Origin of the sequence: Streptomyces sp. NPDC049687, assembly GCF_044465285.1 — a bacterium.
Lineage (GTDB): Bacteria > Actinomycetota > Actinomycetes > Streptomycetales > Streptomycetaceae > Streptomyces.
Window position 1 is genome coordinate 213,407 of the sequence record NZ_JBITLN010000011.1, and the last position, 16,160, is coordinate 229,566.

A 16,160-nucleotide genomic window follows, 5' to 3' on the forward strand; every position below is an offset into this window, starting at 1 on the left:
TCCAGGGGGTCGGTCGGCTGGCCAGGCGATTCTTACCGGACCCGCGGGCCGGCAATCACCCGGCGGGTGGGGCGCAAGGACACGCGGGACGGGGGTACTCGCCGGGAGCGAAGGATGCCCGGTTCGACGGAGGCGAGAGCATGGCCGCAGGACGACGCCCCGAGCGCATCGAGGACCCCTGGGGAGCGCGCACGCCGTACGCGCCGGGCGCCCCCTGGCCCCGGCGTGTCGACGTACGGCTGGCGGACGGCGTGGCCGAGGAGGACGTGGAGCGCTGGGCGGCCTCCGCGTCGCTGCTGCACTCCAACGGCGACGCCATGGACATCGCCGTACGCGACGGACGCATCGTCGGCGTACGGGGCCGCGCCCAGGACCGGGTCAACCGGGGCCGGCTGGGACCCAAGGACCTGTACGGCTGGCAGGCGAACAGCTCACCCGACCGGCTGACCAGGCCCCTGGTACGGGACCGGGACGGCGGAGGGCTGGTGGAGTGCGACTGGGACACCGCGATGGACCGGATCGTCTCCCGCTCCCGGGAGCTGCTGGACGAGCGGGGGCCGGGCTCGATCGGCTTCCACACCACCGGGCAGCTGTTCCTGGAGGAGTACTACACGCTGGCCGTACTCGCCCGCGCCGGCATCGGCACCCACCACCTCGACGGCAACACCCGGCTGTGCACGGCCACGGCCGCCGAGGCGCTGAAGGAGACGTTCGGCTGCGACGGCCAGCCCTCCTCCTACGACGACATCGACCACGCCGACACCCTCGCCCTGTTCGGGCACAACATGGCCGAGACCCAGACGGTGCTGTGGATGCGCGTCCTGGACCGGCTGGCCGGCCCCGAACCGCCCACGCTGCTCTGCGTCGACCCGCGCCGCACCCCCGTGGCCCATCACGCCCACCTGCACCTGGCCCCCTGCCCCGGCACCAACGTGCCACTGCTCAACGCCCTGCTCCACGAGATCATCCGCACCGGGCGCATCGACTCCTCCTTCATCGAGGCCCATACGGTCGGCTACGAGGAACTCGTCGCCGCCACGGAGCGCTGCACCCCGCGCTGGGCCGCCGGCATCTGCGATGTGCCCGCCTCCGACATCGAGCGTGCGGCGGAGCTCCTCGGCGGCGCCGAGCGGCTGCTGTCGACGGTGCTGCAGGGCGTCTACCAGTCCCACCAGGCGACCGCGGCCGCCGTCCAGGTCAACAACCTGCACCTGATCCGCGGCATGCTGGGCCGCCCCGGCTGCGGGCTGCTCCAGATGAACGGCCAGCCCAGCGCCCAGAACACCCGGGAGACCGGCGCCGACGGCGACCTGCCGGGCTTCCGCAACTGGCAGAACGACGAGCACGTCGCCGAACTGGCCCGGATCTGGAACGTCACCCCCGAGCGCATCCCGCACTACGCCCCACCCACCCACGCGATGCAGATCTTCCGCAACGCCGAGCAGGGCTCGCTCCGCATGCTCTGGATCACTGGCACGAACCCGGCCGTATCCCTTCCGGAACTGTCCCGGATCCGCTCGATCCTCGCCCAGGAGCGGTTGTTCCTGGTCGTCCAGGATCTGTTCCTGACCGAGACCGCGCAGCTGGCCGATGTCGTCCTGCCCGCCGCGACCTGGGGGGAGAAGACCGGCACCCTCACCAACGCCGACCGTACGGTCCACCTGTGCGAGCAGGCCGTGGATCCGCCCGGCGACGCCCGCGCCGACCTCGACATCTTCCTCGACTACGCCGCCCGCATGGACTTCCGGGACAAGGACGACGGCCCGTTGATCACCTGGCAGGACGCGGAGTCGGCGTTCGCCGCCTGGCAGCGGTGCAGCGCGGGCCGCCCCTGCGACTACACCGGCCTCGACTACGACCGGCTGCGCGCCGGCGGCATCCAGTGGCCCTGCACCGCCGACGCCCCGGACGGCACCGCCCGCCTCTACACCGACGGGATCTCCTTCGCCCACCCCGACACCTGCGAGAGCTACGGCAAGGACCTCGTGACCGGCGCGTCGGTGGAGCCGGTCGAGTACCGTTCCCTCAACCCGGACGGCAAGGCGGTCATCAAGGCCGCCGAGTACCTGCCCCCGCACGAGGACGTGACCCCCGAGCATCCCCTCCACCTCATCACCGGCCGTACGGTGTACCACTTCCACACCCGTACGAAGACCGGCCGCGCTCCCGAACTGAACGCCGCCGCTCCCGACGTGTGGGCCGAGATGTCCCCGGCCGAGGCGTCCCGGCAGGGACTGTCCGACGGCGACCTGGTGCGGGTCAGCACCCCTCGGGGCGCGGTGCGCGCCCGGCTGCGGACCACCGCCATGCGCGACGGCACGGTGTTCCTGCCGTTCCACTACGGCTACTGGGACACCCCCGAGGGCCACCGGCCCCCGCACGACGGCGCCGGGAGGGCCGCCAACGAGACCACGGTCACCGACTGGGACCCGGTGTCGAAGCAACCGCTGTTCAAGTCGGGTGCCGCCCGCGTCACGCTCGTCGCCCGCGGGGGTACGGGCCGACAGCAGCAGCAGCAGGAGGAGGGAGCCGCACATGCCGACCACCACCACCACCGCCGGGGTCACCGCCGTACTGCGCGCCCTGCACGACGGTGAACGCGCCCTGGAGCGGGACCTGCTGGCCGCGGCCGAGCGCCATCGCCCCGACCACGGCGTCCACCACGTGGCCACCGACCTGGCCCGCTGGTCCCACGAGCACACGGCCGGGCTCGCGGAGTACGGCCGGGGCCGGGGCGTGGACCTCTCGGGGCAGCATGCCTTCGGCGTGCTGGCCGGACTCCGCGAGAAGACCGCCGAGGCGCTCGGCCGGCGCCCCGAGCCCGGCCTGCTCCTCCTGCACGACCTGCGGGATCTGCAGCTGGCGGCCGCCCGCAACTCGCTGCACTGGGAGATGCTCGGCCAGGCCGCGCAGGCGCTGCGGGACGAGGAGCTCCTGGCGCTGGTGAGCTCCTGCCATCCGCAGACGCTGCGCCAGATGCGCTGGACGAACACGATGATCAAGGAGCAGGCGCCGCAGCTGCTGTCAGCGGTGTAGTGCCCCAGGTGCGCACGAGCGGAGTGTCGACCAGGTGCTCGGCGACGAACCAGGCCTGCAGCTCGCCGGTGCGGATCACCTGGGAGACCAGCAGGTGGTTGGTGCCGTCGGAGCCCAGCTCGGCGGCCCGGGCCGCCGCCTCATGGGCCTCGGTGAGGATCGTCTCGTGCGCCGCCAGCAGCCGGGACAGCATCGCGGGGACCTCTTCCACGCCGTCCGGCGGGCGCGGGATCGAGGTGGGGTGCGGGCGTGTGCCTCGTGGCGAACGTACGGGCCGACGCTGGGCAGCGCCGGGCGGGGCGACTTGACCGGCAGCGCACGCGGTGGCGCCGGTGGGCGCACGTGCGCTGTGGGGCCCGGATCCGTGCACTCACGGACACGGGCCCCGCCCGGTCCGGCCCTAGCGTGTGCGGGCATGAGCGAACAGGAACAGGTGGACGTGGTCGTCGTCGGTCTCGGACCGGGCGGCGAGCATGTCGCGGGCACGCTGGCCGAGACCGGTCTGGACGTCGTCGGCGTCGAGGCGGAACTCGTGGGCGGGGAGTGTCCGTACTGGGGCTGTGTGCCCAGCAAGATGATGATCAGGGCCGCGAACCTGGTCGCTGAGGCCTGCCGGGCGCCCGCGCTGGCGGGTCCGGCGGGCGTGACGCCGGACTGGACGAGGGTCGCCGACCGCATCCGCCGCGAGGCCACCGACGACTGGAACGACCAGGTGGCCGCGGAGCGGCTGGAGTCCAGGGGCGGCCGCCTGGTCCGGGGCACCGGACGCCTCACGGGAGAGCGCCGGGTGACGGTGGGCGACCGCACCTTCGAAGCCCGCCGGGGTGTCGTCCTCGCCACCGGCGGCCGTCCCCGGATCCCCCCGGTCGACGGTCTGGCCGGGACGCCGTACTGGACCAACCGGGACGCGATGGCCGCCAAGGAGCTGCCGGCGTCGATGATCGTCCTCGGCGGGGGCGCCATCGGCGTCGAAGTCGCCCAGGTCTTCGCCCGGTTCACCTGCCGCGTCACCGTGGTGGAGGGGCAGGAGCGGCTGCTGTCGCGGGAGGAGCCGGAGGCGGGGGAGCTGGCCGCGGACGCGCTGCGCGGCGACGGCGTGACCGTGCTGACAGGCGTGCGGGCACGGCAGGTGTCCTACGACGGACAGGAGTTCAGCGTGTCCGTCGACGGCGAGGTGTTGCGCGCGGAGCGCCTGCTGGTGGCGGCCGGCCGGTACGCCGACCTCGGCGCCCTGGGCGTGGACACGGTCGGACTGGACCCGTCTGCCCCGGCCGTCGCGACGGACGGGTGGATGCGGGCGGCGGACGGCCTCTGGGCGGTCGGCGACATCACCGGACGCGGGGCGTTCACGCATGTCTCGATGTACCAGGCGCAGATCGTCGTCCGCGACATCCTCGGCCGGCCGGGCCCCGAGGCCGACTACCGGGCCCTGCCCCGCGTCACCTTCACCGACCCGGAGATCGCGGCCGTGGGTCTCACCGAGCGCCAGGCGCGGGAGCGGGGCCTGCGGATCCGTACGTCGGTGGTGCCGCTCTCCGCCTCGACCCGCGGCTGGATCCACGGGCCGGGCGGCGAGGGCTTCCTCAAGCTGGTCGAGGACGCGGACCGGGGCGTCCTGGTCGGTGCGACCTCGGCGGGCCCGGCGGGCGGCGAGCTGTTGTACGGCCTGAACGTCGCCGTCCACGCGGAGGTCCCGGTGGCGAAGCTCCAGCACATGATCTACACGTACCCGACGTTCCATCGCGCGGTGGAGCCGGCGCTGGCGGCGCTGAGCTGACCCTTCGTGGTCCTCAGCGCACGGGATGCCTGCTGAGGATCGACACCCGGTTGAAGGCGTTGATGGTGACCGCCACCCAGATCACCGCCGAGATCTGGTCCTCGGTGAGGACCTGCCGGGCGTCGGCGTACGCGGCCTCCTGCGCGGCGGCGTCGGTCGGCCTGGTGGTCGCCTCCGCCAGCGCCAGGGCCGCACGCTCCGGCGGAGTGAAGAGCTCGGTGTCCCGCCAGGCGGCGAGGACACCGAGCCGCCGGGTGTCCTCCCCGGCCCGCAGGGCGGCCTTGGTGTGCACATCGAGGCAGGAGGCGCAGCCGTTGAGCTGGGAGACGCGCAGGTTGACCAGTTCCACGAGGGTGCGCTGGAGACCGGCGTCGGCGGCGGTCGCCCGCACGGCCTCGGACGTCTGCACCAGCGCGTGGTAGGCCTTGGGGCTCTGCTTGTCGATGTAGATCCGTCGAGTCATAGTTGAATATCAAACCATTCGATTGAGTCGAGTGGGGGCGACAGGAACGAGAGGGCCGCAACGTGAGCGAGCCGGGCAAGGTGGAGGTACTCACCCCGCGAGACGTGCCGCTGGGCGGCCCCCGGGCCATGACCGTACGCCGTACGCTGCCACAGCGGACGCGCAGCCTGATCGGGGCATGGTGCTTCGCCGACCACTACGGCCCCGACGACGTCGCGGAGAGCGGCGGCATGGACGTCGCCCCGCATCCGCACACCGGCCTGCAGACGGTGAGCTGGCTGTTCAGCGGCGAGATCGAACACCGTGACAGCCTGGGCAGCCACGCCTTCGTACGCCCCGGTGAGCTCAACCTCATGACCGGCGGCCACGGCATCGCCCACTCGGAGGTCTCCACCCCGAGCGCCACGGTCCTGCACGGTGTCCAGCTCTGGGTGGCCCTGCCCGACGCACACCGCGACGCGCCCAGGGACTTCCAGCACCACGAACCCCGGCCGGTCCACCTCCCGGGCGCATCCCTGCGGGTCTTCCTCGGCGCCCTCGCCGGCTCCACCTCCCCGGTCCGCACGTTCACCCCTCTGCTCGGGGCGGAGATCCTCCTCGACCCGGGCGCCGACCTCTCCCTCCCCGTCGACCCGGCCTTCGAACACGGCCTGCTCGTCGACACCGGGACGGTCCGCTTCGCCGACACCCCCCTCAAACCCGCCGAGCTGGCCTACACGGAACCCGGCCGCACCCACCTGGCCCTCACCAACGAGTCGAACACCGCCCCCGCCCGCACGATCCTCCTGGGCGGACCGCCGTTCGGGGAGGAGATCGTGATGTGGTGGAACTTCATCGGGCGGTCGCACGGGGACATCGTGCGGGCTCGGCAGGAGTGGATGGAGGGGCTCGGCGGACCTCGTTTCGGTGAGGTGGAGGGGTACGACGGTGATCCGCTGCCGGCTCCAGAGCTGCCGTCGGTGCCGCTGAAGCCGCGCGGCCGAGGGCGCTGATCCGTGTGCTCCGTCGCCGCGCGCCTGAGCGGCGACGGCACGGGGTCCTGCCACCAGCGGTCACAAGACCCCGCGCCCCATGCCGGCACGGTGGTGCCGTGCCGGCGGATCAGGCCACCGTGAATCCCCTGAAGGTGGCGATGCCCCGTGTGCCGGTCCAGCCGTTGGCCGCCGTCATGAAGACGCCGACGTCCTGCGTGGCGGCCGCGCCTCCCGGCGTGGCCGTGCCCACCGTCGTCCAGGTGACGCCGTCCGTGCTGGCCTCCCCGGTGTACGAGGCGCCGGACCTGGTCAGCCGCAGCCGCACCGGCGCGGTGAAGGAGCCCGACAGTTCGATCGAGTCGAAACGGCCGTCGCCGTCGGCGTCCCAGCTCAGCGCGCAGCCGTTGGACGGCGTGACCGCCAGGTTCACATAGCCCGCGCTCCCCGGAGCGCCCAGGTCGTCGCGGACGACGAGGCCCGCCCGGGCCCAGCCCCCGGTCGCGTCCTGGGAGGTGACCGTGACCTCGGCCACCGTCGCGTCGCCGTACGCGCCCGCCCGGTACACCGCGCCGAACTCGTTGGTGGCACCCCACAGGTCGGCCCCGGCGCCCTCGATCGCGATCTCGTCGCCGGCCCTGCCGAACACGGCGTCGTTGTAGGAGACCGTGCGGTACGGGTCGCCGACCCCGGCCGCGGCCACCAGCCGCAGCGGCGCGACCGCCTTCCCACCGCCCGCGTACGCCGCCGCCGCGACGACCTGGCCGACCAGTTCCCTCGGCTCACCCGCCAGGGAGACCTCGAAGCGAGCGGCGAAGGTCTCGCCGGACGCCACCGACGCCGTGCGCACCGGATCGAGCGGCTTCACCGCCATGCCCTCGGGGGTGGTGACGGAGAGGGTCACACCGCGTGCCGCCGTGAACCCGTTCTTGTTGGTGAAGGTGACCGTCACCGTCGCGGGGGTGCCCTCGGCCACCGCTCCCCGGTCGGCCCCCGCGGTGAGGGACGCCTGATGGGGGGTGGCGGCGAGCAGGTCGCGTACGCGGCGGGCCAGGGCGTACGGGGAGCCGTGGGGCTCGGTCGGATGCGACTCGTGGGCGTGCGCCCAGCGGTCCTCCAGGGCGAACCAGTCGATCGCCGCCGGGTCCTTTCCCGTGGCGAGCGCGTCGAAGTACGTCTTCCAGCGGGTGCGGTACAGGCCGCCGACCAGCCCGGACCACTCCCGGTTCGCGTAGTCGTGCAGGCCTTCGTCGCTGCTGGGGCGTCCGCCCCAGGTGGTGAGGAGGGAGCGGGCGTCGTATTCGAGGCGGTCCTTCTCGGTCCGGTCGGAGCCCCAGGAGCGTGCGTCGGAGAGCCACCGACCCAGAAGGTGCGGGCCGGAGGCCGCCAGCAGGTCGTCGAGGAGGTCCATCCACTCCAGCCAGGTCCGGGTCAACCTGCCGAACAGGGCCTTCTCCCCGGCATCGTACGCGGCCTTGATCTGCGGCAGCAGGACACGGCTGCGGTTGGACAGGACCTGCCGGGCCACGTCGACGACGTCGTACCGGTAGGCCGAGCTGTCCCTCAACTCCGGCCGTACGGAGAGCAGTTCGGTGAGTGCGGTGTCGAAGGCCGTGGTGTCGTAGCGGTCCTTCTCCGGGCCCCAGGCGGCGGCCTTGTTCGCCGTCAGGCTCGGACGGGCGCCGAACAGGCCGTCGGGTGCCTCGCTCCAGGCGTCCGCGCGGGACATGTTGTACGCGGTGTCGCGGATCGTCTGCCAGGCCGCCACGGCGTGCCGGTCGGGGCCGCCGTAGCGGGAGAGGGCGTAGGCGGCGAACCAGTCGTCCAGGTCGATGGTGCCGGGCGTCCAGGCCAGGTCGGTGAGGAGGGCGAGGGCGGGCGCGTTGTTGTCGGCGGCCTCCGGCATCGCCGCGATACCGGCCAGCGAACTGCCCTCCTTGTCGCGCCACTTGGGGTACTGCTCCACCCAGTCAGGGGCGTTGGCACCGATCGGGGTGTGGCCGCCGAAGTTCCAGATGCTGCCGAAGGCGTACGGCGTGCCGCCCCAGTCGCTCTCCCGGTCGGTGACGGTGGTGTAGCGGTCCGACAGACCGTCCACGATCAGCATCCGGTTCTTGTCGACGCCGTCGAGCAGCGCCTTGGACGGGTTGTTCTGCCAGCCGAGGATCGCCCAGACGGCCCCCGGGTGGGCCTTCTGCAGCGCCGCCTCGACGGCCCGCGCGGCCTCGCTCACCGGCACGTCACCGGGGTTGCCGCCCTCGTGCAGCAGGTCCATCTTGTACATCGTGCTCTCGCCGAACCGCTCCGTCTGAACCCGGTAGAAGGCGGCGGCGACGTCGTCGAAGGCCCTGGTGCGCGGGTCGAGCCAGTCGGGGCGTGCGAAGGCGCCCCAGCTGCCCTGCGCCACCACCGCCGCGTCCCCGCCGTGCCGGGCGGGGAAGTCGTCCGGGACGGTGCCGTAGTAGCCCGGCAGAACGGGCGTCATGCCCAGATCACGTATCCGGTCGATGACCTTCGCGGCGAGCGCCGCACGTCTCTCGAGGAGTTGCCGGGAGACCGGTCCACCGAAGCCCGACATGTTCTGCAGCAGCCACCAGGGCTGGTGGGCGGGGGCCGGGATCCAGGCGCGCAACTCGGCGTCGGAGTAGCCGAAGCGGCGGAAGGTGTCGTAGTAGACCGCGTCGCCGCCGATGTAGACGAGGACCCGGTTGATTCCGTGCGCGGCCAGCACGTCCAGCTCGCGCTGCCAGGCGTCCCAGTCGCGGTAGGCGCCGGTGTAGCCCTCGTTGGTGTCGTTGAAGGCGAACCGGTGCGGGACGTCGGCCGTTCCCGTGATCTCCTCGGCGGGCGCGGGGAGGTCGTGGGGCAGCTTCAGCTGTTCGCCGGTCCAGGAGACGGAGGCGTGTGCGGTCCGCCGCAGGTAGGTGTGGAGGCCCGCGAGCAGCACGGCGGGGCTGGTGCCCTCCACCGTGATGTGCCCGGCCCGGCCGGTGACCCGGAAGCGCTCGGTGTCGTCGTCGAGGGCCCGCAGCGTGATCTGCCGGTGGTGGCCGGGAAGAAGGCGCTTCACCGCGGCGGCGGCGGGGCCGGTGTCGAACCGGGCGCCGCCGGTCGCGTGCGCCGCCTGTGGGTGGGTCAGCAGCGCGGCGCCGCCCAGCGCGACCGCACCCGTGAGGATCCGTCTGCGGGTGACACCTGTGGTGCCGAGGTCGCCTCGGTTGTCGTGCATGAACGTCCTTCCGGGAAAGATCAGTTGATCGTCATGGCGAAGAGGTGCAGGGCGGCGACACCCGACTGGAGGCCGTCACTGACCTCGGGCAGGACCACGGAGCGCAGCTCCTTGCCGGCCGCCAGATCGACACCGAAGGTGAACAGGCTGACGGGGGTGTCGTCCCGGCCGGTGGCGATGTGGCGGTACGGCACCACCACCGCCGCGGAGGAGTGCGTCCCGTACCAGTCGGGGACGGCGACCGAGAAGACCTGCTCGGTTCCGTCGGCATAGACGACCTTGCCGTCGCCCTTGCCCTCACCCCAGGTGCTGGTGCCGAGGAAGGACAGCCGGGTACCGGAGCCCGACAGCAGAACCGTCTGGCCGGAGGAGACGACGTTGTCCTTGCTCCCGGGCCGGGTGTCCGGCCAGGTGAAGGGCACCCCGTCGTACGTGACCGCGGCACCCGGGGTCAGCCCCACCGACGCCAGCGCCTCGGCGGACAGACTGGAGTTCGAGCCGTCGATGTTCGCCATGGTGAGGGCGTCGTCCGAGGCGATCCCCGCGTTGTCGAAGGCCCCGGGCAACGAGCGGTACGGCAGCACGAGCGAGGAGGTGGCGCGGGTGCAGTCGGAGCCGTCGCGGTGCACGTCGAAGAGGGCGTGCGCGGTGAACACGATCCGGCCCTCGGCGTCGTCGGCGAGCCGGGTCCGCCAGGTGCGGGTCACCGACCGCCCGGGCGCGAGGCCGCCCAGGCCGGCCTGTTTCGCCGTGGCGTCCACGGCGAGATAGAGCACGGTGCCGCGCAGGGCGATCCCGGTGGTGTTGGTCAGGGTGGCCGTCAGGGTCACCGCCTGGCCCGCGTCGGGCGCGGGCGGGGTGACCGTGAGCGAGACGGGCGGCGGGAGGAAGTCCTCCTCGGGGCGGTAGGCGTTCACGACTCCTCCACGGTGAAGTGGTCGAACACGGCCCGGACCGTCGTACCGGGGTAGTTGAGGTTCACGGCGCTCGCCACCACGCCGGCGTCCAGGGCGCCGCTCGCGGAGGGCACGGTGGCGCGGGCGATCTCGTTCCAGGCGAGGCCGTTGGTGGTCGAGTACGCGGTGTACGTGGTGCCGGAGCGGACCAGGCGCAGCCAGGCCGGGTGGGTGGAACCACCGCCGCCGGCCCAGGTGTCGAGGTGTCCGTCGCCGTCGCTGTCGGTCATGAACTCCACGCCGTACGACTGCGACATGGTGAGCACGGCGTAGCCCCCCTTCTCCGGCGCGGTCAGGTCGTTCGCGACGGCGATCCCGTACTTGGCGCTGGGGTTGTCGCTCCCGGTGAGGCCGACCGTCTTGACCTGCACCACGCTGGACGCTGCGACGGAGCCGGGCAGGAGGATGCCGCCCTTCTCGTCACGGCCGCCGGACAGGTCACCGCCGCCCGCCCAGATCACCAGCCGGCTGCCGTACTGGCCGAACCGGGCGTCGTCGGTGGTGGCGAACGTCCGGTACGGGTCCCGTACCCCGTTCGGCTCGAAGGGCACGCTGACGGTCTTCGCCGCCCGCGCGCAGTCGGAGCTGTGGCCGTCCACGTCGAAGAGGACGTGCGCGGTGAACGCGACGTCTCCGGCGACGTCGGCCGGCATCGCCGTGCGCCACCTGCGGGTGACCTTCGCGCCGCGGCGCAGATCACCGAGCGGGATGGTGCGCGCGGCGGCCGTCGCGCCCGGGTCCACCAGGTACAGGACGGCGCCGCGCAGCGGGAACGGGCAGTTGTTGACGAGGACCGCGGTGGCGGTCACGGCGTCTCCGACGGCCGGCTCGGCGGGTTCGGTGGTCACGGTGAGGGTGGGGCCGAGGGTGTCCGTACGGGTGCTCACGCTGTTCACCGGCGCTCCCAGTCGACGGTGAAGGTGTTGGCGAGTTCGCTGGGCAGCGTCTCCGGCACGGCGATGTGGACCTTGCCGTCGGAACGGGTCCATTTCAGCGGCCTGTTGTGGCCGAGCAGCCGGATCCGCGAGGTCGCGGAGAGGGGGATGTCGGCGGGCAAGGAGAGGGTGCCGCTGGGGGTGCCCAGCACGATGATGTTGAACTTGCCCGGGCTGACGGTGTAACGGATGCCGAGCGGGCTGCCCTCCTCCTCGGCCCGCACCCAGGGTGTCGAGCCGTAGATCGCGGGCCCGTTGACGTCCAGCCAGGCGCCGATGTCCCGCAGCCGCCGCTGCATGACGTCCGGGATGGTGCCGTCCGGCTTCGGCCCGATGTTCAGCAGCAGGTTGCCGTTCTTGCTGGTGACGTCGGCGAGCAGATGGACCAGGAACTCCGAGGTCTTGTAGTCCTCCTCGACCTCGAACTTGTTGTAGCCCCAGGAGTAGCCCATCGTGATGCAGCACTCCCACTTCTGGGGGTCCATCGTGGGGTTGGTGCGCTGTTCGTAGGTCGCGAAGTCGAAGTGCGTGTCGAAGCGGTCGTTGACCACCACACCCTTGGGACGACCGCGGTTCTTGGCCTTGTTGTAGTAGTGGGCGAGGGGCTCCTCGCTGCGCCACGGCGGATTCCCGGTCGGCCGGAACCACTGGCCGTCCGCCCACAGCAGTTCCGGGTCGTAGCGGTCGATGATCTCGTACAGCTGCTTCAGTTCGTAGTCCCCGATGTAGTCGTCGACCGGCCTGTAGCCGGTCATCGGGACCTCTTCACCGGTGTAGAAGTTCTTCATAGGGCGGCCGGCCGCCGGATTGAAGAACTCGCCGAGCGAGTAGTACAGGCCGGGCCGGACGGTGCCGCGTCGGCGGGCGGCCGTCATCAGCTCGCCGACCAGGTCGCGCTTCGGTCCGTACTTCCCGGCATGCCGGTCCGTCACCTTGCTGGGCCACAGGGCGAATCCGTCGTGGTGCTTGCTGGTCAGCGCGAAGTACTCGGCACCCGCCTGCTCGAACAGCCGCACCCAGGCGTCCGGGTCATAGTTCTCGGCTGTGAACTGCGGGATGAAGTCGTCGTAGAGGAAGTCCTGGCCGTAGGTGTCGCGGTGGTACTTCCAGGTGGGATCGGTGTCGAAGCTCTGGTACCAGAGGTACCACTCGGCGGCCATCTGCCGGGCCGAGCCGGCGGGAACCGAGTAGACGCCCCAGTGGACGAAGATGCCGAACTTGGCGTCCTTGTACCAGCGCGGTACGGGGTGGGTGTCGAGGGATTCCTTCGTGGGCCGGTAGTCGGGGACGGCGCCGCTGATCGCGTGGGCGGCGCCGGGCGGGGCCAGCAGCACTGCTGACCCGAGAGCAGTGGCCGTGGTCAGGAAGCGTCTACGGCTGACGTTCACGGGAGGCCTCTCAGTCGGTGGTCACTCAGTCGGTGGTCGAGAAGGTGTCGAAGACGGCTGTGGTGGTCTGGCCGGGGTGGTCGAGGTTGACGGCGCTCGCGACCATCCCGGCGTCGAGGCCACCGTCCGCGGCGGACGGCACGGTCGCGGTCCCGACCCGCTGCCAGATGGTGCCGTCGGTGCTGGCGTACGCGGTGTAGGCGGTGCCGTCGCGGGTGAGCCTGAGCCAGGCCGGGTGGTACGAGGAGCCGCCGCCCGCCCAGGTGTCGAGGTGTCCGTCGCCGTCGCTGTCGGTCATGAACTCCACGCCGTACGACTTCGACATGGTGAGCACCGCGTAGCCCCCCTTCTCCGGGGCGGTCAGGTCGTTCGCGACGGCGATCCCGGCCTTGGCGGAGGGGCCGCTGCCGGTCTGGCCGACGAGGCGGGCGCTCACGCTGCCCGAGGCGGGCACGGCGTCCGGCACATGGACGGCCGCCTTCTCGTCCATCCAGCCGGCCAGGTCCCGACCACCGGCCCAGATCGCGAACTGGTCGTCGTTCTGGGCGTATTGGGCGTCGTCAGCGGTGGCGAACGTCCGGTACGGAGGCCGGACCGCTGACGGGACGGGGGTGACGTCGGCGGTCACGCCGTCGGTGTCGTGACGCGTCCGGCCCCCTTGCCGGAAGGAGGTGGCCACGCCGATGTCGTACGGCCCCCAGGCCGCGTCGGCGGACGGGGTGACGCGCCACGTGACCGTGCGACTCCCGCCGGGGGCAAGGAAGCCGGTGCCCGTTTCCCCCTCCGCCCGGGCGGTCCAGCCGTCCGGCAGGCGCAGCCCGGTGGTGACCCGGCTGACCGCCTCGGCGCCGGTGTTGGTGACGGTCGCGGTGATCTCCGTGGCACGGCCGGCCGGGAGGCTCGGGCGGTACGGGGTGAGCCGGACGCGGGCCGAGGGGCAGTCCCGGGCCACCCGGAGACCGGCGAGGTCGACCGCGTCGGCGAACGCCTTCATCCCGGTGTCGTTGGGATGCAGATGGTCTCCGGAGTCGAACGCGGCGGCGTAGCGGGTGGGGTCGTCCGGGTCCCGTACCGCCTTGTCGAAGTCGGCGTAGCCGTCGAAGACGCCGCCGTCGCGTACGAAGGTGTTGACCTTCTGCCGGTCGGCCTCCTTGGCCTCGGTCCACCAGTCGCCCCAGCCGCGATACGGCACGACCGTCGCGCCGATCACGCGCAGCCCGCGGGCGTGGGCGCGGCGCACGATCTCCTTCATACCGTCGATCACCTGGTCGCCGGTGGCGCCGCCCCAGCTGAGGTCGTTGACGCCCTCGAAAAGGATCACCGTCCGGGCGCCCGGCTGGGACAGCACATCGCGCTCCAGCCGGTCCAGTGCCGAGGGGTTGCCGTCGGTCCCGGCCGTGATCCGGTTGCCGCTGATGCCCTCGTTCAGCACGCCGGCCGTGGTCGAGCAGGCCGACAGCCGCCCCGCCAGATAGTCGGGCCAGCGCCGGTTGGCGTTCGCCGTGGAGGCCGCGCCGTCGGTGATGGAGTCGCCGAGCGCCACCACGGCACCCGCCGCGTTCTCGCCCCTTACGTCGACGCCGGTCAGGAACGGGAAGGCGGAGTCGGTCCTGGTGAAAGCGTCCCCGTCAGGGTCCGAGGCGTGGTCGCCGCCGCCGTCGGGCGTCCAGTAGACGGTCTGCAGGCCCATCCAGTGCTGGCTGATGTGGGTGAGCCGGCCGGGGAAGTACAGGCTGACCACCAGGTCGCTGCGGGCGGGCACGGTGAGCCTGACCTGATCGCTGGCCGCCTGCTCGCCGGCCGGGATCGTCACCTCGCTCTTCCCGCCGAACCGCAGCCGCTGCGGCTTCGCGACCGCGGAACCGTCCGCACGGAGTCCGACGGTCGCGTGCCCGATCGTCACCGGCTCGGTGGTGAAGTCGTTGGTCAGCCGGATGCGCACGCTCGACCCGCCCGCGCTCACCCGTACCGGAATCCGGACCGTCACCTCGGAGGTGCCCGGATCGTACGAGGCGTGCTGGGCGGTCGCCCACGTTCCCGTCCACTGCCGCTGTGGGGTCCCGGCCGCAGCCGTCGCCGCCGGAAGCAGGGCTGCCACGGTGGCCGCCAACGCCGTGGCCAGGACCGCGAATCTTCGGTAACCCCGCAGGTGTTCAAGCCGTCCAGACACGTTTCCTCCTCAGGTGCAGCCGCGGCCGAGGCCGAGCGACCTCAAGTCGATGGAGTCGGCGAATGCCTTCATCCCGGCGTCATTGGGATGCAGATGGTCACCGGAGTCGTACGCCGCGCCCAGCCGCCGCGGATCCGCCGGGTCCCGGACCGCGCGGTCGAAGTCGGCGTAGTCGTCGAAGACCCCGCCGGAGTCCCGGACGAACGCGTTGACCTGCTGTCGCCGCGCCTCCGTCTCCTCCGTCCAGCCACCCCAGGTGAAGTCCTTGTACGGGGTGACGGTGGCGCCGACGACCCGCATCCCGCGCTGGTGGGCCCGGTGAGCGATCGTCCTCATTCCGGCGATGATCCGATCGGCACTCGCCCCGCCGAGATCGTTGATCCCCTCGAAGAGGATCAGGGTCCTGGCGCCCGGCTGGGAGAGCACATCCCGTTCGAGCCGGTCGAGCGCCGAGGGGTTGGTCTCGGTCCCGGCGGTGATCCGGTTGCTGGTAATGCCCGCGTTGAGCACCCCGGCGCCGGGCAGGCAGGCGTTGAGGCGGGCGGAGAGCAGGTCGGGCCAGCGCTGGTTGGTGTCGGCCGTCGAGAACGACCCGTCGGTGATCGAGTCGCCGAGCGCCACCACCGACCCCGTCCTCGGCGCTGTCACGTCGACGCCGCTGAGGAACGGCCAGCTGGTGGTGGTCCAGGTGTAGGCGTCCCCGGCCGGGTCGGCGGCGTGGTCGCCCGCCCCGTAGTCCGTCCAGTACACCGTCTGCTGGGCCCACCAGTGGTCGGTGATGTGCGTGACCTGACCGGGCAGATGGAGGCTGACCACCAGGTCGGTCAGGGCCGGCACGGCCAGGCGGACCGGGTCGCTGACCGCCTCACCGCCCGCCGGGATCGTGACCTGGCGTTTCCCGCCGAACCGCACGTCGTACGGTCGTGCCACGGCGGAGCCGCCGTCACGCAGGCCCACGGTCGCGTGCCCGATCGTCACCGGGTCGGTGGCGTAGGCGTTGGTCAGCCGGATGCGTACGGCTGAACCGCCGACGCTGGTGTGCACCGGCATCCGTACCGTCACCTCGGACATCCCCGAGACCTCGTAGTGCTCGCTGGCAGCGGTGGCCCAGGTCCCCGTCCAGCCGTGCTGCCCGACCGACCGGTCTGCCTGGGCGGGCGCGACCGGTCCCGCCAGGACGGCCACGACCATGAGCATCAGCACAGCGAACCTGCCGCGCGTCGAACGCATCCCGC

The 16,160-nt window shown here is 72.1% G+C and carries 12 protein-coding genes; 4 read left to right on the plus strand and 8 right to left on the minus strand.

The window, feature by feature from the left end:
* Positions 1–140: 140 nt before the first annotated feature.
* Together ACIBVL_RS31145 and ACIBVL_RS31150 are read left to right on the plus strand one after the other, a co-directional pair.
* Positions 141–2,597 (plus strand): molybdopterin oxidoreductase family protein, encoded by a 2,457-nt coding sequence (locus tag ACIBVL_RS31145; protein ID WP_399102240.1) that lies wholly within the window; start codon positions 141–143, stop codon positions 2,595–2,597.
* Entirely contained in the window at positions 2,536–3,036 is a 501-nt protein-coding gene (locus tag ACIBVL_RS31150) for a hypothetical protein (RefSeq protein ID WP_399102243.1), read from the plus strand. Before ACIBVL_RS31145 ends, ACIBVL_RS31150 begins: the two co-directional genes overlap by 62 nt.
* On the opposite strand, the gene ACIBVL_RS31155 is transcribed toward ACIBVL_RS31150, so the two are convergent.
* Positions 2,999–3,406 (minus strand): ferritin-like domain-containing protein, encoded by a 408-nt coding sequence (locus ACIBVL_RS31155; RefSeq protein ID WP_399102245.1) that lies wholly within the window; start codon positions 3,404–3,406, stop codon positions 2,999–3,001. The two genes, ACIBVL_RS31150 and ACIBVL_RS31155, sit on opposite strands and share 38 nt — an antisense overlap.
* Before the next feature lie 45 nt (positions 3,407–3,451).
* Here ACIBVL_RS31155 and ACIBVL_RS31160 point away from each other — a divergent pair, with 45 nt between their 5' ends.
* On the plus strand, positions 3,452–4,813 hold the full coding sequence (locus tag ACIBVL_RS31160) for a dihydrolipoyl dehydrogenase family protein (protein ID WP_399102247.1): 1,362 nt from the start codon (positions 3,452–3,454) through the stop codon (positions 4,811–4,813).
* A gap of 13 nt (positions 4,814–4,826) precedes the next feature.
* On the opposite strand, the gene ACIBVL_RS31165 is transcribed toward ACIBVL_RS31160, so the two are convergent.
* On the minus strand, positions 4,827–5,276 hold the full coding sequence (locus ACIBVL_RS31165; RefSeq protein WP_399102249.1) for a carboxymuconolactone decarboxylase family protein: 450 nt from the start codon (positions 5,274–5,276) through the stop codon (positions 4,827–4,829).
* A 128-nt stretch (positions 5,277–5,404) separates the two neighbouring features.
* On the opposite strand from ACIBVL_RS31165, the gene ACIBVL_RS31170 reads away from it, so the two are divergent.
* Positions 5,405–6,268: a pirin family protein gene (locus ACIBVL_RS31170; protein ID WP_399102390.1), complete on the plus strand. Its 864-nt coding sequence runs from the start codon at positions 5,405–5,407 to the stop codon at positions 6,266–6,268.
* Positions 6,269–6,377: 109 nt separating this feature from the next.
* On the opposite strand, the gene ACIBVL_RS31175 is transcribed toward ACIBVL_RS31170, so the two are convergent.
* From ACIBVL_RS31175 to ACIBVL_RS31200, 6 genes are read right to left on the minus strand one after another with little or no spacing between them, the layout of a single operon-like run.
* Positions 6,378–9,476, minus strand: coding sequence for an alpha-N-acetylglucosaminidase TIM-barrel domain-containing protein (locus ACIBVL_RS31175; protein WP_399102251.1), 3,099 nt, complete (start codon positions 9,474–9,476; stop codon positions 6,378–6,380).
* 20 nt (positions 9,477–9,496) lie between these two features.
* Positions 9,497–10,393, minus strand: a complete 897-nt coding sequence (locus ACIBVL_RS31180) for a beta-glucosidase (protein ID WP_399102253.1) — start codon at positions 10,391–10,393, stop codon at positions 9,497–9,499.
* Positions 10,390–11,319 carry a hypothetical protein gene (locus ACIBVL_RS31185; protein ID WP_399102255.1) on the minus strand — a complete coding sequence of 310 codons (930 nt, stop codon included), beginning with the start codon at positions 11,317–11,319 and terminating at the stop codon, positions 10,390–10,392. The genes ACIBVL_RS31180 and ACIBVL_RS31185 overlap by 4 nt, the downstream gene beginning before the upstream one ends.
* A gap of 5 nt (positions 11,320–11,324) precedes the next feature.
* Positions 11,325–12,755, minus strand: coding sequence for an alpha-L-fucosidase (locus tag ACIBVL_RS31190; RefSeq protein ID WP_399102257.1), 1,431 nt, complete (start codon positions 12,753–12,755; stop codon positions 11,325–11,327).
* Positions 12,756–12,780: 25 nt separating this feature from the next.
* Complete coding sequence (locus ACIBVL_RS31195; protein ID WP_399102259.1) at positions 12,781–14,925, minus strand: GDSL-type esterase/lipase family protein; 2,145 nt, start codon at positions 14,923–14,925, stop codon at positions 12,781–12,783.
* Between the two features lie 9 nt (positions 14,926–14,934).
* Positions 14,935–16,155 (minus strand): SGNH/GDSL hydrolase family protein, encoded by a 1,221-nt coding sequence (locus ACIBVL_RS31200; protein ID WP_399102261.1) that lies wholly within the window; start codon positions 16,153–16,155, stop codon positions 14,935–14,937.
* Positions 16,156–16,160 lie beyond the last annotated feature (5 nt).